Source organism: Dysgonomonas hofstadii, assembly GCF_014196915.1.
Lineage (GTDB): Bacteria > Bacteroidota > Bacteroidia > Bacteroidales > Dysgonomonadaceae > Dysgonomonas > Dysgonomonas hofstadii.
This window is the reverse complement of record NZ_JACIEP010000011.1, coordinates 64,164-89,442: the sequence shown is the minus strand read 5'-3', so window position 1 is coordinate 89,442 and position 25,279 is coordinate 64,164. Positions and strand designations below refer to the sequence as shown.

At 40.6% G+C, this 25,279-nt stretch carries 16 protein-coding genes and 1 tRNA gene; 8 read left to right on the top strand and 9 right to left on the bottom strand.

Annotation, left to right across the window (positions count from 1 at the left end; translation table 11 throughout):
• Window positions 1-55 precede the first annotated feature (55 nt).
• Complete coding sequence (locus tag GGR21_RS14855) at window positions 56-265, top strand: hypothetical protein (protein WP_183308014.1); 210 nt, start codon at window positions 56-58, stop codon at window positions 263-265.
• 68 nt (window positions 266-333) lie between these two features.
• Here the strand turns inward: GGR21_RS14855 and GGR21_RS14850 are convergent, their stop codons facing one another.
• From GGR21_RS14850 to rnr, 9 genes are all read right to left on the bottom strand, one after another.
• Complete coding sequence (locus tag GGR21_RS14850; protein ID WP_183308013.1) at window positions 334-2,538, bottom strand: glycoside hydrolase family 97 protein; 2,205 nt, start codon at window positions 2,536-2,538, stop codon at window positions 334-336.
• 332 nt (window positions 2,539-2,870) lie between these two features.
• On the bottom strand, window positions 2,871-5,354 hold the full coding sequence (locus GGR21_RS14845) for a glycoside hydrolase family 31 protein (protein WP_183308012.1): 2,484 nt from the start codon (window positions 5,352-5,354) through the stop codon (window positions 2,871-2,873).
• A gap of 20 nt (window positions 5,355-5,374) precedes the next feature.
• Window positions 5,375-7,132, bottom strand: coding sequence for an endo-dextranase (locus GGR21_RS14840; protein ID WP_183308011.1), 1,758 nt, complete (start codon window positions 7,130-7,132; stop codon window positions 5,375-5,377).
• 54 nt (window positions 7,133-7,186) lie between these two features.
• Window positions 7,187-8,644 (bottom strand): SusF/SusE family outer membrane protein, encoded by a 1,458-nt coding sequence (locus GGR21_RS14835; protein ID WP_183308010.1) that lies wholly within the window; start codon window positions 8,642-8,644, stop codon window positions 7,187-7,189.
• Between the two features lie 19 nt (window positions 8,645-8,663).
• The gene (locus tag GGR21_RS14830; protein WP_183308009.1) at window positions 8,664-10,151 is read right to left on the bottom strand and encodes a RagB/SusD family nutrient uptake outer membrane protein; all 1,488 of its coding nucleotides are present in this window, start codon (window positions 10,149-10,151) and stop codon (window positions 8,664-8,666) included.
• Window positions 10,152-10,172: 21 nt separating this feature from the next.
• Window positions 10,173-13,178 (bottom strand): SusC/RagA family TonB-linked outer membrane protein, encoded by a 3,006-nt coding sequence (locus tag GGR21_RS14825; protein WP_183308008.1) that lies wholly within the window; start codon window positions 13,176-13,178, stop codon window positions 10,173-10,175.
• Between the two features lie 222 nt (window positions 13,179-13,400).
• A complete protein-coding gene (locus tag GGR21_RS14820) occupies window positions 13,401-15,011 on the bottom strand; it encodes a DUF6377 domain-containing protein (RefSeq protein ID WP_246348087.1) in 1,611 nt (536 codons plus the stop codon).
• Window positions 15,012-15,269: 258 nt separating this feature from the next.
• Window positions 15,270-15,962 (bottom strand): AIM24 family protein, encoded by a 693-nt coding sequence (locus GGR21_RS14815; protein WP_183308006.1) that lies wholly within the window; start codon window positions 15,960-15,962, stop codon window positions 15,270-15,272.
• Between the two features lie 233 nt (window positions 15,963-16,195).
• On the bottom strand, window positions 16,196-18,352 hold the full coding sequence (gene rnr, locus GGR21_RS14810; RefSeq protein ID WP_183308005.1) for a ribonuclease R: 2,157 nt from the start codon (window positions 18,350-18,352) through the stop codon (window positions 16,196-16,198).
• Window positions 18,353-18,548: 196 nt separating this feature from the next.
• On the opposite strand from rnr, the gene tsaB reads away from it, so the two are divergent.
• The 7 genes from tsaB (at window position 18,549) to GGR21_RS14775 (ending at window position 24,889) form a co-directional block, all read left to right on the top strand.
• On the top strand, window positions 18,549-19,256 hold the full coding sequence (gene tsaB / locus GGR21_RS14805) for a tRNA (adenosine(37)-N6)-threonylcarbamoyltransferase complex dimerization subunit type 1 TsaB (protein ID WP_183308004.1): 708 nt from the start codon (window positions 18,549-18,551) through the stop codon (window positions 19,254-19,256).
• 26 nt (window positions 19,257-19,282) lie between these two features.
• Entirely contained in the window at window positions 19,283-19,672 is a 390-nt protein-coding gene (locus GGR21_RS14800; protein WP_183308003.1) for a hypothetical protein, read from the top strand.
• A gap of 92 nt (window positions 19,673-19,764) precedes the next feature.
• Window positions 19,765-20,127 carry a BlaI/MecI/CopY family transcriptional regulator gene (locus tag GGR21_RS14795; protein ID WP_183308002.1) on the top strand — a complete coding sequence of 121 codons (363 nt, stop codon included), beginning with the start codon at window positions 19,765-19,767 and terminating at the stop codon, window positions 20,125-20,127.
• A gap of 108 nt (window positions 20,128-20,235) precedes the next feature.
• Window positions 20,236-21,948, top strand: coding sequence for a M56 family metallopeptidase (locus tag GGR21_RS14790; RefSeq protein ID WP_183308001.1), 1,713 nt, complete (start codon window positions 20,236-20,238; stop codon window positions 21,946-21,948).
• A 103-nt stretch (window positions 21,949-22,051) separates the two neighbouring features.
• Entirely contained in the window at window positions 22,052-23,353 is a 1,302-nt protein-coding gene (locus GGR21_RS14785; RefSeq protein ID WP_183308000.1) for a tetratricopeptide repeat protein, read from the top strand.
• 137 nt (window positions 23,354-23,490) lie between these two features.
• Complete coding sequence (gene tyrS, locus GGR21_RS14780) at window positions 23,491-24,783, top strand: tyrosine--tRNA ligase (protein ID WP_183307999.1); 1,293 nt, start codon at window positions 23,491-23,493, stop codon at window positions 24,781-24,783.
• 35 nt (window positions 24,784-24,818) lie between these two features.
• A tRNA-Gln gene (locus GGR21_RS14775) sits at window positions 24,819-24,889 on the top strand.
• Window positions 24,890-25,279 lie beyond the last annotated feature (390 nt).

The following is a 25,279-nucleotide window of genomic DNA, read 5'->3' as shown; positions in this document are numbered from 1 at the left end:
CCGTCGTAGGAACCTATGCACGGAAGGCTGACGCACGACAGGGAATTACCCTACCTTGAGGTGGCTTCGCCCGGTGGCATTAAGCCGTAGTGCGGGGCACCCGTCAGGCGAAAGGGGCGTGAAATGGAAAGCGTCCACAGGACAATCTTTCCATTTAGCCCGTGAGCCTGTAACGGGTCGCACGGAGGATGAGCCACCAAAGCGTTTTTGGTTCCTTTTGTGGCTTTGGGCAAAAGGAACACAAGCAATCTTCGATTGCACGTAGTAGAAAAGAAACGAACATTTATTCATTACAATCATAATTTCAACTACTGATTGGCATTAATCAGAGGACTATAGTTTTCTTAGTCCTTTCATCAAGTTCTTGTCTGTAACAGGAACAATACTGATAGCATACCCTCCACCGGGAGCCGACATTTGCTTCAATTTTGATTTATTGGAAACCACAATTTTCCGAATCTCATAGGCCTGTGGATTGGTCTTATAATGAGCGCCTTTAGCATCGGAATAAATGGTAGCTATATATTGTTTATCAGTATCGAGGAAATCAAAAGATATATTAGATGTGTAACCTTTTTCTCCTGCGACATTTCCGATAAACCAGTTATCTGTACCTTTTGCTTTACGGGCCACAGTGACATATTCACCCGGCTCGGCTTCCAGATATCTACTGTCATCCCAATCAAGAGCCACGTCTTTGATAAACTGAAATGCATCGATAAATCGCTCATAGTGTTCAGGGAAATCGGCAGCCATTTGCAACGGACTGTACATAGTCACATACAGAGCCAACTGATTAGCCAGTGTACTGTTGACGTGCGATTTATTATTCGGATTGATCTTTTCTATATCCATTTCAAATATGCCCGGTGTATAATCCATAGGTCCACCGATCAGGCGTGTAAACGGAAGGACTGTCACATGGTTCGGCTTACTTCCTCCAAAAGCCTGATATTCTGTGCCCCGGGCCGATTCGTTTCCTATCAGGTTGGGCCATGTACGGCAGAGTCCTGTAGGCCGGGTTGCTTCATGCGCATTCACCATTATCTTATGTTCGGCAGCTTTCTCTATCGCATACTGGTAATGATTGTTCAGCCACTGGCTGTAATGATATTCACCACGGGGAATCATATCGCCCACATATCCCGACTTTACCGATGTATATCCATTTTCGTTCATCATTTTATAAGCTGCATCAAGGTGACGTTCATAGTTGCGGACAGATGCCGACGTTTCGTGGTGCATCATCATTTTCACACCTTTGCTCTTCGCATAATCACGTATGCCATTAAGATCGAAATCGGGATAAGGAGTAAGGAAATCAAATACATAATCTTTCGAATTCCCGAACCAGTCTTCCCAACCGATATTCCATCCCTCGACCAATACCGCATCGAATCCGTGTGCGGCAGCAAAGTCAATATATTTCTTTACATTTTCGGTTGTCGCTCCATGACGGCCATGCGGTTTTACTTTCGAGTAATCGGTGATGCCCAGTTGCACACTTGGCAGGTCATAAGTGTAAGACCATTCGCTTTTTCCTGTGATCATTTCCCACCATACACCAACATATTTGGTCGGTTTGATCCATGATGTATCTTTTATCTTACATGGCTCGTTCAAATTCAGCGTGATATTCGAAGCCAGTATATCCCGGGCATCATCGCTTACAATAACAGTACGCCACGGCGTGTTGCACGGAGCCTGCATATTGCCTTTATTGCCGTTCGCATCAGGAGTAAGCCACGATTCGAATATAAAATTTTTATCATCCAGATTGAGATGCATACACGAATAATCGATCAAGGCTGCTTCGTGGATATTGATATATATCCCGTCATCGGTTTTCAACTGTAAAGCTGTCTGCACACCCGTAGGAGAAAAAGGTGTTTGCGAAGCATTCGGGGTAATTGCACCTTTCATCAATCCTCTGATCTCCGACAGGCGTGATTTTGTATAATCATACTCTTGTGTATCATAATCACCCGGAATCCAGAATGCCGTATGATCTCCAGTCATGGCAAACTGTGTTTTTTCTTCTTTGATAACAAAGTATATAAGATTCTTTTGTTGTGGAAATTCATAACGGAAACCTAGTCCGTCATCGAACAGGCGAAAACGGATAAGCATCTGCCTGTCAGTTCCTTTTTGGCTGAGAGTAATAGCCAGTTCATTATAATAAGTACGGATATCTTTTGTCTCGCCCCAAACCGGTTGCCATGTTTCGTCAAAAACTGACATTTTTGTATCAACCACTTCGAAGTTATCATATAAGGATGTCTTGGGATCCTTGTTCCCGGACTTAATATCCATTTCAGCCCCAAACTCCACTTTTGTGGTATTACCTATCAATTCCAGTCCCAGCTTACTTGGTTTTATTACCTGTTTCCCTTTGTAAGCTAGTTCATAAACAGGTATTCCTTTATTTTGGACAGAGAATTTCATAACTAAATTCCCGTCCGGTGATCTTAATTCCTGTGCCTGCATCATCATACATGACAAAACACTTAAACCTAATAAAAAGATTATTTTTTTCATTATATCATTTTTCTTTTTAACTAAAAATCTTTACTGTCAACAAAATCTGACAATTGAAAATCAACGAAGCGAAGGCGAGGCAAATGTTACACTTTTGCAGCTTTTTTAATCAAAACCTGACACTTCATTCAGTGAACAGTCAACAGTGAACAGTTAACAATTTCATTCTTTGCGTCTCTATGTCTTTGCGAGAAACTTGTTTTGTTAAAACCTGACATTCCTGACACAATTTTTAGTTTAAATCCGATGAGATGAGGAAACTTGTTTACTTGTATCTTGTTTACTTGTCAACTTTATCCATGTCAAGGATCGCTTCTACTGACTATAGATAATTATTTCAAAATAATATTCACACTTTTCCTCCTATCCGGAATCTTTACCCAACATTCTTTTGTCGTTTCATTCCATGACCATTCCAAAGATGTGAAATCGGATTCCTGCTTATCTAAAATAAGTCCCTCTTCTACATTCTGAATCGCTTTCCCTTCAACTGATACCGTGTCAGGTTTTTCTTCCAGATGATATTTCAGAACAATATTGCGTTTATCCGACTGTGTGAAGCCTTTGTTTTCGGGAGCGATGGTTGTCGCATATCCTCCGGACTGTGTCGTACAAACAAACTTCGTTTTTGAATAAATGTCTTTCAGATAATCAAGATTTTCTCCATCGTCTTCATATAATTCGAAGCTTGCGCTTTCATCCTCATAGTTAGGAAAAATATGGACAGACAGCGGATAGTCTTTCTTTTCGTGTATATATTGCATAACAGGCATCATCGGAATGATGGAGCCTTTCTTTACAAAGATGGGAATAACCCCCAATGGCGCACGGTAAGCAACAGTTTGTCCACCCAGATATACAGTCTTTTTATCATTAAAGTCAATCCATTCCCCGTCAGGCAGATAAACCCGTTTTATCCGCTCGCCTTTTTTCAGGACAGGAGCCACTAAAATCTCCTCCCCGAAAATGAACTGGTTATCTATTTTCACAGCTTCCGCATCGTTCGGATATTCCATAAACAAACCTCTGGTTATAGGCAAACCTGTATCGTGTGCCTTACGGGAATAGGTATATAAGTACGGGAATAACTGGTATTTCAGTTCAATGGCAGCCTTACTGTTTTTCTCCACCACATCGCCGAACATCCACGGCTCAACAGCATTATCTCCCTCGTGATGCGCACGGCTCAGCGGGCAGAATATACCGAACTGCATCCAGCGGGTATACAATTCACCCATTGCCTTGTAGTCGGTAATATCGCCACAATAACCAGATATATCTGTTGTCCAGAAAGGGATTCCTCCCAATCCGGCAGAAATGCCGACTGCTACCTGATTCTCGAGTTGTCCCCAACCTTCAAGCACATCGTTACCGTTTCCACTGTCGTTTGTCCACCCGAAAGTATAGCGTTGGAGTCCCGCATAGGCCGACCGTGTCATTTGAAATATCCGGCGGTTAGGATTACGCTTATCAAATTGTTCTTTCACTACTCTATCCCATGTAAGGCCATATACGTTGTGTATCTCATCGTGCATACCTATATGATGTTTCATATTCAGGCGGTCAATATCTTCCTCGTTACTCCATGCCGGTTCGCCCATATCTGTCCAGAATCCGCTGATTCCATCATCCATTGGCTTCTGCTGATATTTACCCCACCAGTCGGCAACCCCGGGTAGGGTAAAATCAACTACTCCGCAATTTCCGCCCCAAGGCCATGGCATATCATATGATTTGCCGTTACGCACGTCTTTTACAAAATAGCCCAGTTTATCGGCTTCATGCCATTGCTTTTTATTTGCCTGTGAAACAACAGGGTCTTGTGAAACGATCATCTTAAAGCCCTGCCCTTTTAAAGTTTTAAGCATTTCTTTCGGATTGGTGTAGTTTCCTTTCCTCCATTCAAAGTCCTGGAGATATTGTGTCCAGCCTATATCCTGATAAATAATATCGCATGGTATCTGCCGCTTACGGAATTCGGCGGCTACGTCCAATGCCTGCGCTTCTTTTGTATAGAGCCCGCGTGACTGAGCAAAACCTAAAGCCCATTTGGGTGGCATAATCGGTTTCCCTGTCAGGGCAATGTATTGTTCCTGAATATCTTTATAATCTTTACCAAAAATGAAGTAGTAGATAAACGCCCCGTCCGGCGCTTCGAAAGAATAATATTCCTCAGATTCGGTACCGAATTTAAATTCTGTCTTGTATGTGTTATCTAAAAATATACCATAACGGTAACTGCTCATAAAGAAAGGAATACTTTTAGCCAACGGGTCTTCGGTCACGCTATAACAAGGACGGTCACTGTTCCACATTTTATATGAACGTCCACGGCGGTTCAATGGGCCTGTTTTTTCACCGAGCCCGAAAAACTGTTCATCGCTGCGCAATACTTTGTATGCTTTTACACTTTTAGAATCGGATTCATGCCCTTTTTCTTTGAAATCACTGAATACCAGCTTCTGCCATTTGTCGAATATTTGCAATTGCATCGGATCTTTATTCAGCCGGATGCGAAGTTTAGAAGTGAATATTTCATAGCAGGCGGGCTCGTCATTTACATTTATCTCGCCTACATTTTCCAGATTTTCATTTACGACAGCAAACGATTCATTACTTCGTATAAATTTACCCGACTGATCGAACCATATCTTAACCACCGAACTGCTATTGATCGTCAGCAACAGTTTCGATCCGTCCTTACAGTTAAATATTACCTGATTTCCTTTTTTGGTGTAGGAGATACATTCTCCGGCAATCAGGATTGCCGAAGAAAATACCAACCCCATGATAAATAACCAAACTCTCTTTATCATAACTTTTTACCTGTTTATCTTTAATATTCCAACACAACCATATTCCAGTATTTAAGGGATGGCAATGTCAATGCCACTTCATTTCCCGTCTGTGTAAATTCCAGATTCTGCGCTACACCGCCGTTCATATCGGGCGAAGCCAGCCACACTTTAGAAACCGTTTTAGATACTGTAATCCTGATTGCCGCATCCGCAACCTGCGCAGGCTCTTTCTGTGTACCGTTCGTATCGCGCCACTCCATCGAGTTGGCATTGGTAAAGTTTATCAGATGGATAACATCCCTGTCTGTAAACTTTTTTCCCTGCGCAGCTATACTTCCCTGTGATGCAGGCCAGTTTTCGAAAGAAAGTTTTCCATCGGCAGATTGTACATTTATTGCCGAAAATGTTCCCCCGTCACGTAACAGGTTTTGGTAAGCAACAAGGAAATCATAATAGTACATCAATGATTCTTTCATCGCCGATTTCATCTGTAAATTGGAGTTCGGAAAATATTCGTTTGCCAGATAATGTTCGCCCAGTTCAAGATGTGCTCCTCCAAAAGAAAATATAACAGCATTAGTAAGCAATACACCCGGCAGATTGATAAATCCTTTGTTGCCCGATTTAGCGTAGTTCATATAGGCTGCCAACACGGTTTGTTTTGTATTCTCACTATACGTGTTATTGTCAAGAATCACCTGTGCCAATTGTTCAAAGGATTTAGATTCGTCCCAAACCTCAGTATATAAAAAATCGACATCCGATTTTGCTATACTTTTCTGCTGCCCGTACTGAGACACTGCATTCATCACCAACCGTTTATCCGGACTGGCTACTTTCATTGCCGGAATAAATGATGCATAGCTATTTTCAAGATTCACTTCATTTCCGCTGTAATCGTACACAGTACCACGGTTTCCTAGCTGGTCGATATGGTATCCATCAAAGTCAAACACCTGATACACATCCTTATGGCGTCCTGCAATATAATCCTGCCATTCGGCATTTGCGGGATTGGTCAGATATATGCTGCTACGGAAAGGCTCATCCAGATGGTGATTGTCTTTTTCCGAATGGTTTTTATCCTTGAAGATGTACCATTCTTCTTTTACTCCGTCAGACGCGGCATTGCTCAAAGCTCCGAAAGCAAGATTGTAGAACATCGCCTTCATGCCTTTGCTGTGTGCAGCATCGATATATCCTTTTACTGTTGACAGATAATTTGTACGCCCCATAAGATCGAGCCATGTAGCGGCCGGATTATCCACCGTACCGGCCAACGGACGATGATGGTCATACATCCAGTCGTAAAACTGAATCCCGTTGATGTGATATCTGTTCAGATTATTAATATTATTCTGAATAATAGTCTCCGATAGTTTACCATAAGAGGACAAGAATCCGTAACGGGGGAACTTTGCCCAGTCGGAGGATACATCGACCGCAATACTCTGGTATATCTTTTCTTTCCCATCAACTACTTCATAAATAGACACCATATAACCTCTATAATCTCCGGCAGGTGCAACCCAGCTCCATGAGGTTGAAGACAGGCTTTCCTCCGAAAGAGTTTGTCCCAGATATGAATAACGGATTTTCGCATTCCCCGAAGGTATTTCCTTCAATGTAAACTGCACTTTATCGCCGGGTTTGTAGCAAGCCTTATCAATACTGAGATCAGCATTAAAATAAGTCTCACCATATATTACCGGATCATTTTTCGTATCGTAATAGTCTTCGCAACTACTGACAAGCAAAGCAAAAGACATGACGATAAACAAATATATTTTTTTCATACTATATTTTCTTTAAGGTGGCGTTATTAGACGACAACACCACCTATAGTTTCATTATTGTTTTTTGATTATAACTGTTTCCTGTAATTGATCCAGCTCTATGGTATACGTGCCGGCAGTGGTTATCTTCCATTTATTATCAGGATTAGACCCTGACGGACTAAATATCATTTGTTCCTGATCACCTGTCGGTTCCATTCCATTCTGGCTGGCTAAAAACCATGCTCCGTTCCAATCGCTTTGCTTGTCACACGTGAATTTCATTTCACCTTCTTTCAATGTACCTGTCCAAGTGAATTTGTACGGATCGCTTCCGGCGGTCATTGGCGTCGCGTTATCTATGCTCCAGCCATTAGGCGCAGCTTCCCCGACCAGATAAATCATAGCATATGGTGTAAATGCAACAATATCAATTTTCATATCACGGGTATCAAGCTTTATTTTATATACCCCTCCTGTTATATTCCATTTATAATCATTCTCACCTCCCGGTTTTTCACTCTCCGACCATTTCACTACATTCAGATCTGTACCTGGGCCTTGTCCGTTTATTTCAGGACGAAGGAATACAACACCCGGATCAAAATCGGCAACCGTAGCTATTTTAAATTCACCACCAGCCGAAAGGTCTGCATTGTAACGGAAAATAAACGGATCGGATGCATCGGCGGCCATCGGCTTGAAACTCCATCCCGTAGGATTACCCACGAACCATAGTTCCCCGTAGTCAGGTGCATCCAAAGCTTCGATACTGATAGCAAGGCTGATGATATTGGCTGATATTTTATATACACCCGTTGCCGGAATTGTGAATTTCTCATCAGGATCGTCATCCGATTCCCTTAAAACTAATTTCGTATCATCGCTTCCCTTATTATAAGACGGAAGAAATTCGCCAAGTGTAGTGATAAACTTGAGTTCTCCTGCATTCAGTTTTCCCTGCCACACAAATCCGCCCGCTGCGCCTGTGACCGTATTCATCTTTGTGGCATCGTCAGCACTCCAGCCATTTGGCGCTGCGCCACCTATCAGGTAAAGCGTGGATGATACCGGTTTATAACTTGCCACCTTCAATTTTACCGTTTCAGATACTTGTGGCTGGATTCCATCGCTATGCACCTGAGCCGTCACACGCGCTTCCAGTTCTACTTCTTCATTAGTTCCTGCACCAAATTCGTTCAGTAGGATCGCATTGAGCTCTTCAGTTTTATAAGATACCGAATTTTTCCCTTCCCTGAGTTCTACCTGTATGCTTTTAGTAAAGCCACTCAGTCCCAACTCGAAAGTATAGGTTATGGCAGCATTGGTATTGAAGTTAGACCCCGGAGTCCATTCAAACGTTACGGCATTGCTTTGTGGCGCGGTTATATCCAAAACCAGCGTCGATTCACTGGCAGACAATACCAGAGGCTGGTCACCCAGATTGGTCTCCGCATAATCTTCGCTACACGATACGATCAGAAAAGGAAGCGCCAGCAACATTCCGAATAATATATTATATAGTTTTTTCATCGTTATATCCTTTTTTAGATTAATATCCCGGATTTTGTTTTAGATTTGGATTCGAATCTATTTCCTGCTGTGGAATAGGTAACAACAAGTGTTTCGATTGCGCATTCACTTTTCCTATCGAATGCAGAAAATCGAGCGCATAGGTTCCGTTGTCCCAGCGTATCATATCGAACCAGCGATGGCCTTCAAAGGCCAGTTCTATACGCCGCTCGTGACGGATTTTGTCACGCATCTCATCCTGAGTCAATCCCTCAACATCGCTTCTGTCGGTAAGTCCGGCGCGTTTACGCACCTGATATAACGGTTCTTCCGCATCGCCCGTGCTTCCCAATTCATTCAGAGCTTCGGCTTTCATCAGCAACACATCAGCGTAACGCAGTACAATAATACTCGCCGAATTTGTATTATAATCGGGAGATACTGAAAGAGGAACCAGGAATTTTCGCACATTATATCCGGTAGACGACATAGAGCTCTTATACTGCTTACCATCGAAGAGCGGACCTCCCTCATAAAGGACAGTTTTATCCTTACGTAAATCCCCGTCTTCGTACTGATCGATAAATTCCTGAGTCGGCTGATTCCAACCGTAACCTCCGCCTACCCAGCCTGAATTGCGGGGTCCCATATAAGTACTTAACCAGCAAGCCTGGTTTTCGTCGTCCCAGAATCCGGCCTTTGTCAGCCCGTAGTACTGTATCTCGAATAAGGATTCGGCAGTATTTTTATGTTTATCTTCTCCTCCGAAGCAATCACTGTAGTCAGGATTAAGAACATACCCCAGAGTTTCCACCATGTTGCACATTTCTATACTTTTCTGAAATTGGCCTAAGGTAAGGTATACCTTCGCCAGCATACCGGCCGCTGCTCCTTTGCTTGCCCGGCCAAGATCTTTACTACTATAGTCCTCGCGGCGGGGGAGCAGATCGATAGCGTCGAGCAGATCGGGGATAATCACTTCGTTATATATCCGGTCTTTGTTAACCCGTTCTGGGAACAGGTTATCTCCCGGTTTTGTAGGGGTCAGGGTCAAAGGTACGTCACCAAATAACTGGACAAGGATAAAGTAATAGCTTGCCCGTAAAAACTTCGCTTCGCCGATGCACCTGTTCTTTATATCCTCACTAATCGCCATGGCAGGCACATTCTCCAGCACCGTATTACAATAAAGGATTCCGGGATTGGGACCACGCCATAGGTCGATAGCCGCAAAATTATCGGGGCCTGCCACAAAGTTGGCCAACTGGATCGTCTCTATACCATCGTCACCCCCTCCGGCCCCGACCTCACTGTTTCCGGCGACGATATCGAGCGCCCAGATACGCATGTTATACAATTTAGGGCGCTGCATCGGCTGGTAGGCCGCATTGGTCATCGCTATAGCAGAAGCTTCGTCGTTAATAGTTTCCGCACTAGGGTCTTCATACGGTTCTTTGTCCAGAAAACCGGAGCAGGAAGTGAGCATGTAAGCCAACAGAAGAAATCCTGTATATATTATTTTTTTCATGATCGTTTTATCTTTTTTAGGTTAGAACTTGATATCAACGCCAAAGCTGATAGTACGGGTAAGCGGATAATTGCTGTTGTCAACCCCGCCCTGCACTTCAGGATCGAAGCCCGAGTATTTTGTCAGTGTCAGTAAATTCTGTGCCGACATATAGACACGCAGATTACTGATATACGCCTTCTTTATCAATGAAGCGGGCAGTGTATAACCGAATGTCAGGTTCTTGAGTCGCAGGTATTTTCCATCCTCAATAAAGCGGTCTGAATTACGGGTATTCTTATTCGGGTCACTGTATATAGCCCGGGGGATAGAATTACTTGTGCCTTCACCTGTCCAGCGATCGAGAACTTTTGTAGTCTGGTTTCTGATCGTGTACATACCTTCAAGTGTTACCCTGTTTGCATTATAGATCTTATTTCCGGCTACTCCCTGCAGGAATATCTGTAAATCGAAATTACGATATGAAAAACTGTTATTCATAGAGAAGTTCCATGCAGGAGTCGGATTTCCTATATAAGTACGGTCGTAATCGTTTACCACCCCATCGTTGTTTATATCCAAAAATTTGATATCACCGGGTGCCGTACCATTTGCCGCATCCGCTCCCTGATACTGGTAGGCATAGTTATTTACCTCATCCCAGTTCTGGAACAATCCGTTTGTTACCCAGCCATAGAATGAACCCACAGGACGTCCTTCGATATGAGACTGATAGCCGTAATAAATCGGAGTACCATTATTCAGTTTTATCACTTTGTTTTTGTTATAAGATACATTAAAGTCGGTATTCCATTCAAATGCACCTCTCATATTTTGTGAAGAAACAGTCAGTTCCCAACCTGTGTTCTTCACTTCTCCGGCATTGATCATAGGCGTATAGATATCTGAATATCCGGTTGTGATCGGCACAACCATACTAACAAGCATATCGGTCGTCTTTTTGATGTATGCGTCGAAAGTCAGGTTTATACGCTGGTTAAGTAAAGTTGCATCGAATCCGATATTTGCCTGCTTCACGGTTTCCCATTTTATATCGGGATTTGGCATCACTAACGGATATAATGTGGAAACAGGCGTACCATTAAATACATACTGAGCAGTTTTCAGACGGGTAACGGCAGCATAATTATCAAGCACTGCCTGATTACCTGTTACTCCATACCCTAAACGGATTTTAAGGTCGCTTAAAATATCATTTTTCTTATAGAAGGATTCTTCCGACAAACGCCACGCAGCCGAGAAAGAAGGGAATGTTCCCCAACGATTGGCTTTAGTAATGCGTGATGTGCCGTCGCGGCGAACTGTAGCCGTTAACAGGTATTTATTATCGAACGAATAATTTACACGCCCGAAAAATGAAAGTAAAGCCCACTCATTTTTGCTACCGCCCGCAGTAGCGTCAAGCAACCCGTTATTCAACTGGTTATTGCTGTCCGACAAGAATTCCTTTATACTTGCATTCATATAGTTGTACACATTATTCTGAGCACTGGAACCCAGCATTATACTCAGGTTATGCTTTTCATTGAATGTGTCCATATAGGTGACAGTGTTATCCCACAGATAAGTAAGACTTTTGTTGGAACTTTCACTACGATACGAGTTAGGAACAGGTATGGGTTTCCAGTCGTATTTTGGTGAGAAATTTACCTCATCCCAGAATTTGAAGTCGATCCCACCCGTCATTTTATAGATTATTTTATCGAAAAGAGTGACTTCTCCATACAGGCTGCCTAATATATTATAGCCTTTTGTTGTCTTTTGGTCCAGATTGGCCGTACCGATCGGGTTGCGAAGATCGCCATAGAACTGAGGCTCTGTACCGGGGCCCGAGTATGTGCCATCTTCATTGAATATAGGCTGCGTAGGCAGGGAAGCCAGAGTATTGAGCACATCGTATGAACCGCTCTTCTTCACATCGTGGCTCAAGGTCACATTATTACCGAATTTCAACCATGACCGTACTTTCGACTCATTATTGAACTGAATTGTATAACGGCGGTAGGACGTATTTATAACAATACCTTTCTGGTCGAACACCCCACCCGACACATAATAATTACTTTTATCATTTCCACCTGAGTATGAAACCGAATAATTCTGCATCAAAGCTGTACGTAACAACGCGTCTGTCCAATCGGTGCCTGTACCCCACGAAAGCGGATCGGCAAAATCGGGACGCTGCCCGATACCATTATTGGCCATCATCTCATTGTGCAAAGAGGCGAATTGCGCAGCATTCAACATCCCGGGTACACTGGTAGCATCCTGTATACCCCAGTTTGCTCCTATTGAGATTACCCCATCTCCGTCTTTACCTTTTTTTGTAGTGATCAGAACTACCCCGTTTGCTCCACGGGAACCGTAAATGGCAGTGGCCGAAGCGTCTTTCAAAATATCGATGGTTTCTACATCATTCTGATTAAGGGCATTTAGTGGCATATCGGTGGGAACTCCGTCGATAACCAACAGGGGATCGGAATTATTTATCGAACCTAACCCACGGACACGGATACTCACATTGCTACCCGGCGCCCCCGAATTAATCACCTGTACGCCGGCAGCACGTCCCTGAAGAGCTTCTCCAATATTTGATACGGGTTTGTCCTGCATGACCTTTGCTCCGACAGAAGAAAGTGATCCGGTCAGGTCGCGTTTTTTCACAACACCGTAACCGACAACAACTATTTCGTCGAGCAATGCGGCATTTTCTTTCAATGTGATCCGGAAGTCTGTTTTTCCTGTGACAGAAATATCCTGGGGAAGAAATCCCAGATATGATATGGTTATCACCGAATTATCTTCAACACTCAAAGAGAACCGGCCGTCTATATCCGTAATTGTCCCGTTTGTTGTTCCTTTCACTGAAACCGATGCCCCAATAATGCTCTCTCCTTTTTCATCGAGAACAGTCCCTGTAATCTGTTTCTGACTTTGCGCCGATAAACCGGCCACAAAGAACAAAGACAAGGTAAGCAGACATATTCTGTTGAGATAAGTCCATTTCTTTTTCTGATTTTTTTTCATGGTCTGTGTGATTAATAATTTTAATATTTATACGGTTAACATTATTCCCTCAGTTTTCCATAACTGAAACAGAGATATAACCTCCCGGATACAAAAATATGAGGGGCAATCATTTAAAGAAAATTCACATTGATAAAATATAGACAGAAAAAAAGTATATAATACTTATATACAATACATTAGCGATACAGATAACATATAAAAATATAGATGGAGTATTTTTTAATTTTTCTTGATCGCTCCTATTTTCATAACCATATTTTCAAACTCATCGCGAGGTACGGCCGCTTTATTCCGTACCCTGGTACGGTAACTGTAAATGGTGTTTGCCGAGTAGTGAAGGAAGTGTGCAATTTTGGAGCTATCGGTAATACCTAACCGTATTAATGCGAATATGCGAAGTTCTACGTTTAATAGTTCATTCGGTTTCAGGATAAACCTTTCTTCTTCGAGCAGCAAGGAATTGAACTCTTCTACAAAATTGGGATAGAGGTGCAGGAATATGTTATCGAAGTTTTCATAAAGCTCTTTTAACTCATTGTCGATCATTTCCCGTGATTTCAGAATCTTATACAACTCGTCGAGCTTCTTCTCCACGGCTTTTTTGTTAAGGGTATTCTGATATTTCTCCAGTTTATTTATGTATGTCGAACACAGATCAAGGAAATGACCGATATAGGCTTCCTTGATCTGATTGGCTTCTGAAAGCTCATTATTAACGTCCGACAATTCTTTATTCACTTCATTAAGCTGGCTGACTGTGTATTGAAGATCGCTGTTCAGTTCGTTCAGCTTCACATTGGTTCTGTATAACTCTTTACGTATGCGCGCAACCCGTTTCATTTGCCTGTAAACATATATCACCGCAATGATCAGGAATGCAGACAATATACTCACCAGAATTAGGAATAACTGGAGTTCCGATTTCTGCCTGTTCACATTTTCCTGATAAGCCGAATCTATAATCGGAAATATCTGCGAAACCTCGTATGTCCTCAACCGGGCATTACAGAACATGGCGTCTTCCATCGAGGATTTTATGCAATCATAAGCTTTCTCCACCTCTCCGGTCTCGTAAAGTACCGAAGCCAAGGCTTGCAACGAAGCATTTTCTTTAATTGCATTCTTTATATCACAGATAGCAGATATGGCATAATAGTGCTTTTGCAGGCCGATATTCCCTTCTTTTTTATAGATATTAGCCAAAGCATAGGCCAGAACGGCCTTTTCGTGTGTATCGGATTTAGTTTTATCCAGAAGATCCTGCAATATTTGCTTCGCTTCGTTCAATTTATTTTCATCATCCAGCTTCTCGGCATATACTATCTTATAGTGATTCGACTCCTTGTCCAGAACATTTAACAGTGAATCCCTGTACAATTTACTTTTTTCGGCATGTACCAGTGTATATGGATTATTATACGAATAATAATTATATAACTGCTTATAACAATCGTAATATTTAACCAGTAACCAATCCGGAAGATCTTTATTATTTATCGATTTCAGTATATCAATGGATTCGATATACATTCCTGTGATTGAGTAAAGAGATACCAGGTCTAGCCGCGATTCGTATATCCAGTCGGCATGGTTAAGATTTTCAGCGATCTCTTTGTTTTCCCGGACATAAAAAATAGCAGAATCTGAAATATATGTTTTGTATTCATTATACAGCTTCAGATTTATATTGTAGCGCTGCTCGGCATTTATACCGGGAGTCTCAAACATCTTTCTTATTTCGGATATCTTATTCTCTTTCTGAGACATATAGGTCTCTTTATTTTCTATCAGTTGATACAGATACCTGAAAGTAGTATCTTGTGGAACCATAGAAAAAATGTTACAGACAGATAACAAAAACAAAATAAGAAAGACTGGTTTCTTCATTTATTACTACATTATATGGATACGGGCAAAGTTATTAAAATAAGCCATAAAGCGAAATTAATAATATGTTTTTAAGTTATTTGATTCTTTGACTTGCTCTATGAGCATATTTTACGATAAAGATTTTCTCTACAAAACAAGAAAAGCAGCCTGTCTGGCTGCTTTTCCCTTCTGTAAGAAGATTATATCATAAAGCTTCTCTTATTGAGGGTTGCCGTATACTTCTTCACATGGTTGTACGATCACCCATCCGTCGCCTTCAAACATCATCTGGAAGCTTTCGCCACTACCACGTCCCACAAGAGTTTTCAGGGAGATATCTGTTTTCATTGTAGGGGTAAGGTTTCCTGACCATGCTACCGTAGCATTCGGATCTGTAAATACAGGTTGTCCGGGTTTTACAATAAGTGTCAACGGATTGCCATGAGTTGTGATAGCGATATGTCCTGTTCCGCTCAAACGGGCCTGGAATAAACCGCCACCCATAATTCCGGCAACGCTCTTCATCATTTTGATCTCAGATTTGATAGATTCTTCGTGTGCAAGGATATCGTTACCATTTACGTTGATAGCCTCGTTTTCCATATACAGTACGCGTACTCTTTTTTCGAAGTCAGCAGCATATACTTTTCCTACGCCTGATGTTTTCATCATTGTTGTACCTTCGCCGGACATAGTCTTTTTCAGCAGGTTACCAATACCTTTGCTTAACATTCCTTCTCTTACGAATTTAACATTTCCGGTATATGCTACCATCGCTCCTTTTTTCAACATCACTGTCTGGTTGTTGATGTTTAACTCAAGCATGTAAGGGCTTTCCAATTGGAAAAATTCGTTTTTCGACTCGTCTTGTGCTGTTTCTTCGATAAAAGCTTTGATTGAATACTTGTTCATAGAGTAAAAGTTTGATTTTAATTAAATAATAAATGTGTTTTGTGTCAATTTCTGTGTTTCTATATTTTTTGTGTTCTTTGCTTCAGGCATCTAAAATAATATTTTTTTCATTATGTCCAAAAATATTCTGTATGTTTAGGCATTACTTTTTATTTATCCCTGATAATAAAAGAAACAGAAAATATCTTATTAAAGACATTTTCTGTTTCTTTTATTATTTTGATCGTAAAATATTATTCTTCAATCAGGGCAAAATCCAGTTGCTTACGTTCCAGGTTAGCCCTTGCCACTTTTATTTTTATAGGATCGCCAAGGCTGTATGTACGTTTATTGCGTCGTCCACGCAGGCAATAGTTCTTTTCATCGAATTCGTAGAAGTCATCATCCAGGTCACGGATAGGAATCATTCCTTCACATTTATTTTCGTTGATCTCCGCATACACTCCCCACTCTGTTATACCGGAGATAACAGCTTCGAATACCTGCCCCAGCTTATCCGACATATACTCTACCTGTTTGTATTTGATAGAAGCCCGTTCGGCATTGGCTGCCAGTTGCTCCATTTCAGAACTATGTTCACATTTGCTTTCGTATAATGTTTTGCTCACGCTGCGCCCTCCGTCGAGATACCTTGTCAGCAGGCGGTGAACCATCATGTCCGGATAACGGCGTATCGGAGACGTGAAATGAGTATAATATTCGAAAGCCAGTCCGTAATGGCCAATATTAGCCGTTGAGTATATCGCCTTTGCCATCGCACGTATAGCAATGGTTGAAATAAGATTTTCTTCAGGTTTACCGCTTACTTCATCCAATAAATGATTGATGGATTTAGATACGGAGGTTTTTGTTCCGTCCACCTTGATTTTATAACCGAAGCGCCGGATAAATTCAGAAAGGTTTTCCATTTTTTCGCTGTTCGGAATATCGTGAATCCGGTATACAAACGTCTTGGCGTTTTTATTTTTAGGGACATTGCCTACAAACTCGGCGACTGTACGGTTAGCCAGAAGCATAAACTCTTCGATAAGTTTATTCGACTCCTTTGCATATTTGAAATATACGCTGATAGGCTTACCTTTTTCGTCTATTTCGAAACGGACTTCGTGGCGGTCGAAAGCAATGGCTCCGTTTTCGAAACGTTTAGCCCGGAGTTTCTGTGCCAGATCATTTAGCTTCAACACTTCTTCTTTAAAATCACCCTCTCCGGTTTCTATTATATCCTGAGCTTCCTCATAGGTGAAACGCCTGTCGGAATGAATAACAGTGCGGGTTATCCGGTGTTTTTTAATGTTGGCATTATCATCCAGTTCAAAAACGACAGAGTAACATAGCTTATCTTCATGCGGCCGCAACGAACAAAGATTATTACTCAAACGTTCGGGAAGCATAGGGATAGTCCTGTCTACCAGATAGATCGAAGTTGCCCGGCTTTCACCTTCCTTGTCTATAATATCACCTTCCTGTACATAATGGGTAACATCGGCTATATGCACACCGATTTCCCAGTTGCCGTTCTTTAACTGTTTAACGGATAATGCATCGTCAAAGTCTTTGGCATCACGCGGGTCTATGGTAAAGGTTGTCGTTCCTCTCATGTCTTCGCGTTTAGCTATTTCCTCCGCTGTTATTTCATCGGATATTTTATTTGCGGCAGCCTCTACCTTTTCGGGGTATTTATACGGCAGGCCATACTCAGCGAGGATAGCGTTCATTTCGGTGTTATTATCGCCTGCCTGACCGAGTATATCAAGTACTTTCCCTATAGGATTCTTCGCTTTTTGCGGCCATTCCACAACCTGAACCAGGGCTTTGTCCCCGTCTTTTCCTCCTTTAAGGTTATCTTTCGGAATAAAGATATCGTTAGCCAGTATTTTGCTGTCCATCACCAGGAATGCAAACTGCTTCTGTACATCCAGCGTGCCCACGAATGAAGTTTGTTTCCGCTCGATTATTTCTACAACTTCGGCTTCGGGATCACGTCCTTTGCGTTTGGCCAGCATTTGCACTTTCACCCTGTCGCCACCCATTGCATGCGCAGAATTTCTCTCTGCTACAAATATGTGGGAATCTTCTTCCTCGCCGTCAGCGACAAAGAAATTCTTACCATTGCTCCGCCTTTCGAATGTACCTTCGAGAAATACGCCGTGCGTATTCGATTTGTATTTACCACGGGCTGTTTCTATAATAAATGCATCCTCTACCAGATCGAAAAGGATATTGTTTATAAGCTGTTTTTCCGCAGCTTTCTTATAGCCAAGTTGTTCGGCAACCTGTTTGTAACTATAAGAAGCATCCCGGTTCCTATTGAAAAAGTTGACTACTGTGTTTATTATGTCTTTCTTTGTTTTCCGCTTGTCTGTTTTGTGAGTTACGTTCTTTTTACTCATAGTATATAATAATTAATATCTTTGATTCTATTTAATTGAAACATTTCACAACAATGAATGTTTAATTCAATGTTATTTTATCCAAATGTACGAAAAAGAATTAATGTTGGAATCTCAAATCATACGAATGGAAATATTTTGCAATAAAATTTGCAATAAAATATGTACTTTTACTCCATAATAAAAATAGAAATAAATGTCTTGCATCCTTTATATAGAAACTGCCACTGAAGTATGTTCAGTAGCTGTATCAAACAACAACGAAATAATTTTCAGTAAAAAAGAAACCGAAGGCCCGTCTCACGCAGTAGTACTTGGACAGTTTGTAGATGAAGCCATAAAATTCATCAATTCGAAAAACATCAGACTGAATGCAGTTGCTGTCAGTTGTGGTCCGGGATCGTATACCGGGCTTCGCATCGGGGTGTCGGAGGCAAAAGGACTTTGCTATGGACTGAATATTCCGCTCATTGCAATAAATACCCTGAAAGTATTGGCTTACGGGATAGTTAACAATAAAACTATAGATGACGACACTTTGCTCTGCCCGATGATAGACGCCCGCAGAATGGAAGTATATGACACTTTATATAATAATAAACTGGAAGAGATAAAACCTGTTTCGGCCGATATTATCGACGAAAGCTCCTTTGGCGAATATCTCAAAGAGAAAAAAATCCTGTTTTTCGGCAATGGGGCAGAAAAATGTAAAGCTGTCTTGCATCACCCTAACGCTCTTTTCCTGGATAGTATACATCCGCTGGCAGAGGATATGACCGGGCTGGCAGAAGAAGCTTACAGAAACAAATCGTTTGTCGACACTGCATATTTCGAACCTTTCTATCTGAAAGAGTTTGTAGCGACGATACCGAAGAATAAAGTTTTACCAATGAATTCCCAGTAATATAAATCTATAAAATCTTATTACTTATGAAAAAAATATTGACTTTAGCTCTCTTAGCTGTATTTGTTTTGTCTTGTGGTTCAGATGACGACCCTAAGGAAATTGTATCAAGCATCGTTTTTTATCAACCGGCAGATATAACCTTACCCAATTGTGTGATCGGATATAAAAAAGACAGTAAGTTTATTAAAATAAAAGAGATGGGTGATTTATATAAAGACACCTATTCGGAAGAACTGTGGATGTCAGGAAATACAGTTAAAGAACTCTATTTATTCTCTGATTATAATAGTGTAGTCAGGTTTGACACAGTGTTTGTGATCAAGGAAAACGATAGAAATACATTTGAGATATCCGACAAAACAAAACTTATACCAGTAACTGACAAAGAAGATCCGGCTCAGTATCCACAATAAATTTTTCAAAAAATATTTATAATTATTTGAATTATTAGAAAACCTTTATGTATATTTACGAAAATTTCGTAGATATACCAAAATATAATAACATGGAAAAACTTACCCATCAGGAAGAATCGGTTATGATAAATATATGGCAATTGGAAGAATGCGTAGTGAAAGACATCGTAAACAAGATGGATGATCCTAAACCTCCATATACTACTGTGGCCTCCATAGTACGCAATCTGGAGCAAAAAGGCTACCTGAATGCAAAGAAATACGGAAATGTATGGGTATATTCCCCAAAGATAAAAGAAGAGGAATACAAAAAAGTATTTATGTCGGACGTTGTCAGGAGTTATTTTGAGAACTCCTATAAAGAATTGGTTTCCTTCTTCGTGAAAGAAGAGAAAATTTCTCCTAAAGAACTGAAGGAAATAATGGAAATGATAGAAAAAGGAAAACAATAAGGTCGCAGACCTTTTTATTGTTTTGTAAGCATAACAACTAAAGTTGATTATGATTCAAAAACATATCATTAAAAACCTTTTGTTACTTAATCAAAAACTCATCGCGCCATGGATAATATATTTTTTATATATCAGATAAAAGTTTCTGTCGCACTTGCCATGTTCTATATGCTATATATGTTTTGCCTCAGGAACGATACATTCCTGAAAATAAGAAGATTTTTCTTTCTGTTCGCCATCCTTTTTTCTGTTGTTTTTCCCTTTGTAAAACTGGAACTCTCGAATAATACAGATGCTGCCATGCAGATACCCGGTTACTGGCTTTCCGATTTTGAACTGGGGGTTACCGCCACAGACAGCATTACCGAAAAACCTGTCGGTATATGGGATGTGATAATCATTCTCATTATTATTGTATCCATATTGTTTGCCTTACGCTTCCTCGCACAACTGTTCAGTATTTTCAGATTAAGGACAAACAGCGAAACTGAAGATCTGCAAAACTGCCATATTGTAAAAATAAAGGATAAAGAAACATCTCCGTTCTCTTTCTTTAAATGGATTTTTGTCAACTCAGGCAGATATAACCAGCATGAATTAGGCGAAATTATAACTCATGAACAAATACATGCCAGACAGTACCATTCTATAGATGTTATCTTATCCGAAATATTGTGTATCTGTTTCTGGTGGAATCCTTTTGCCTGGCTGATAAAAAAAGAGATGAAAATAAACCTGGAATATCTTGCCGATGAAGGCGTATTAATCGCCGGCTTCGACAGCAAAGAATACCAATATATATTATTACAAGTTTCGAATAAAAGTACCGGTATACCACTTATCAATAATTTCAATGTTTCACAGTTAAAAAAACGAATTACCATGATGAATAAAAGGAAAACATCTATAGCCAAGGCTGTAAAATACTTGCTGGCAATACCGATAGGTTCGGCTCTGCTGCTGGGAAATGCAGTACAGGCTTCATCTACCGATCTGATAAATATTATTACAGAAGAAACTACTTTTGACGGGAATCAGGTTCCACAAAAGAAAGGAGACGTATATACTGTTGTTGAAGAAATGCCTGAATATCCGGGTGGAGAGAGTGAAATGCATAAGTTCATTGCATCGAACCTGAAATATCCGGCAGAAGCACAAAAAGACAAAGCGGAAGGACGCGTTGTTGTACGTTTTATTGTAAAGAGTACCGGCGAAATAGCTGATGTAGTCACAGTAAGAAAAACAAATGCTTTGCTAGATGAAGAAGCTATCCGGGTAATTAAGGCTATGCCTGACTGGACTCCGGGCAAGCAAGATGGAAAAGCGGTCGATGTATATTTCACATTGCCTGTCGTCTTTAAATTAAAAGGAAGTAAAAATAATACTGCTTCATCAGGAAATAAAGATGAAGTTGTAGTAGTGGGATATGGTTCTAAAGAAAAGGCTAATGCCACATCAATGAGTGACAATAGTAAACCATTTATAACTGTTGAACAAATGCCAATGTTCCCGGGAGGAGAAAAAGCAATGCAGGAATATATAGGCAATAACCTTAAATATCCGGAAGAAGCGCAAAAAGCAGGTGTGCAGGGGCGTGTAACTATCCGTTTTATTGTAGGTGCTGATGGAAGCATTAGTGATGTAAATATTATAAGAGGAATTTCTCCCGAAGCTGATGCAGAAGCTGCGAGAGTCATCAAAGCTATGCCCAACTGGACTCCGGGTAAACAAAATGGACAGGACGTTCCTGTGTATTTTACATTACCTATCGTTTACAGGCTGAAAAAAGATGAGCCCAAAGAAAATATGCCTCAATCGTAGGCAGGATTCACTAAACATTACTTTTTTACAAAAGAGGACGATTTTTTATTATTAATACATTGATTATTAATGAATCGTCCTCTTTAAACTAAAATGCGTATAGATGAAAAAGCCTTTCATATTTCTCATTCTCCTTTCCAGTATTACGTCCTTTCTCTATTCACAACAGGCCGATAGCGAATTGCTGTCCTATATTAATAATTTCCAGTATCAAAAAGCGCTGGAATATATAGATACACAAGAACCTACAAAAGAGATTATGGAACGGAAGGCCTTTTGTTATAAAGCATTGGGTAATTATAAAGATGCGATTGAAATATTGAGGGAATTATCGGCTGAACATGCTGATGACATCCGGCTTAAAGCCGATCTGGCCACTTGTTATGCGAATGCAGGAAAATTAGATGAAAGCATAAATTGCTACGATTCGCTGATATGCATGGACTCAACAAACTCATATTTTAAAGTACAAAAGGCAGAGTTGTTATATCAACAGGGTAGTTTTAAAAAAGCACTGGAACTTTACCAAACGATACACAGCCGTGACGGATTGAAGAATATGATAAAGCGATCTGCCCAATGTTTCGAAAAAATAAATGAACCGGATAGTGCAATACATTATTACAGCCTTGCATGGGAAACCGATTCGACGGACAGCTTTTCGGCAGCAAATCTCATAAACCTGAATCTCAAAAAAGAACAGTATGGTAATGGCAGGCTGCTTTCCGACATTTACATGCAAAGAGATTCTACCGATAAACAGATAAACCTGCTGAATGCCCTGAGTTATTACATGTCCGACTTATATGAAGAAGCCATTCCCCGCCTTCTGAAATGCCATGCGGCCGGAGATACTTCTGTAATTGTAAACCGCAGTTTAGGATTATGTTATTACTCATTAAAGGAAAGTTTTAAGGCTATGGAATTTCTGGATATAGCATACAGACAAGACACAACAAACAATAATGTATTGTATTGCCTTGCTGTCTCTTGCAGCGAAATGGCTGAACCTGAAAGAGCCATAACTTATTTTCATAAGTTACTGGACCGGACTATTCCTCCGGATCTTACATTATACCTTTATTACAGGAATTTGGCTCAGGCTTATTCAAAAACGGACCAATATCAGGAGTCGGCAGATAATTATGCTACCGCTATCCAGTACGGGACAGATAATCAAAAGATGAATTTATATTACACTATAGGTGACATTTATGTAAAGAGGCTTAGAAACAATGCAGAAGCGTTGAAATATTTCAGGCTATACAAAGTAAGTATAAACGCCTATCTGGAAAATGAGAAAACAAAGCCCGAACCAGATAAACAAGAAATAAAAGATACAATAGAAAAGATCAAACATCTGGAAGAATACATCACAAATCTGGAGAAAGAAATTAACGGATAAAGTTACAATAAATTATTACAAGACTAACTATCAGATAAATTCGTATAAAAAGCCTGTAACTTTTTTTCTTTTCGAAATAAGGTCGTACTTTTGCACCCTGACTATTTTAAGTTACGTTGTATTAATAAATCAATTCGATGAATTTTGTTGAAGAACTAAGATGGAGGGGTATGATTCAGGAAATCATGCCGGGTACGGAAGAACAACTGCAAAAGGAACTGACCTCGGGATATGTGGGCATCGACCCCACAGCCGATTCGCTTCACATTGGCCACCTTGTGAGCGTAATGATACTGAAGCATTTCCAGCGTGCAGGACATCGCCCTATCGCCCTTGTCGGTGGTGCAACAGGAATGATCGGCGATCCTTCGATGAAGTCGGCCGAACGTAATCTGTTAGATGAAGCTACGCTTCGCCACAATCAGGAATCGATAAAGAAACAACTTGCAAAGTTTCTCGATTTCGAGTCTGATAAACCCAATGCGGCTCTGTTGGTAAACAACTACGACTGGATGAAGGATTTCTCATTCCTGAGTTTTATCCGCGACGTAGGTAAACACATCACTGTGAATTATATGATGGCTAAGGAATCCGTAAAGAAACGTCTGAACGGAGAAGCCTCGGAAGGGATGTCGTTTACAGAGTTTTCATATCAACTGATGCAGGCTTACGATTATCTCCACTTATATCAGACACAAGGTGTTCGCATACAGATGGGAGGCTCTGACCAATGGGGCAATATTACCACCGGAACGGAACTTATCCGCCGCGCGGCAGGAGGCGAAGCCTTTGCTTTGGTTTGTCCATTGATTAAAAAAGCTGACGGTACAAAATTCGGTAAAACCGAATCGGGTAATGTATGGCTCGACAGAAAATATACTTCTCCTTACAAATTCTACCAGTTCTGGCTGAATGTAAGCGATGAAGACGCAGAAAAATATATAAAGATATTTACAGCACTCAGCAAGGATGAGATCGAAGCTTTAGTTGAAGAACAAAAAGCCGCGCCTCACCTTCGCCCGTTACAAAAGCGTTTGGCGAAAGAGGTGACAGTGATGGTTCACTCCGAAGAAGACTTCGAGCTGGCTGTTGAAGCATCAAATATTCTTTTTGGGAATGCGACTGCCGATGCATTCAAGAGACTGGATGAGGAAACATTCCTGCAAGTATTTGAAGGTGTCCCTGCTTTTGATATTTCTAAGGATGAGTTGTCTGCGGGAATTAAGGCCGTGGATCTGCTTACAGAAAAAGCACAGGTTTTTCCATCGAAAGGAGAGATGCGCAAAACAGTTCAGGCCGGAGGAGTAATGATAAACAAAACAAAGCTGGAAGGCTTTGACGACACTATTGATAATTCTTCTCTGATAGCCGGGAAATATATTATTGCACAAAAAGGAAAGAAAAACTACTTCCTATTGATTGCAAAATAAAAAAATTATTACTTTTGCACTGTCAAAAGTAATATTGTCTCATGGTGTAATGGTAGCACTGCAGATTCTGGATCTGCCTGTCAAGGTTCGAATCCTTGTGAGACAACAAAATATTTAATTAAGCGACTGATTATCAGCAATGATTTTTCAGTCGTTTTTTCTTTTGGGGCAAGGGCTCGGAATCAAATATATATTTTAATTCATCTTCTTTGTATATTCAAGTGAACCCTAAAAATCAATACTTATCTTTTAGGATTTACTATACTAATTTTCTCCTGAGATCCACACAAAAAATATACATTCCCCAAAAACGATGTTAAATAGCCCTCAGGTCAAGGAAAATGTACAATAGGTCAACTCGATTGAAGAATAATAAAGTTCATTTACAAACAAAAAGATTGAAACTATAGCTATTTGAAGGAATGATATATATCTTAGTATAAGAAGTAAAGTATTCTTACAATTAGCTATAATACCTTAATATGTAAAATAGTAA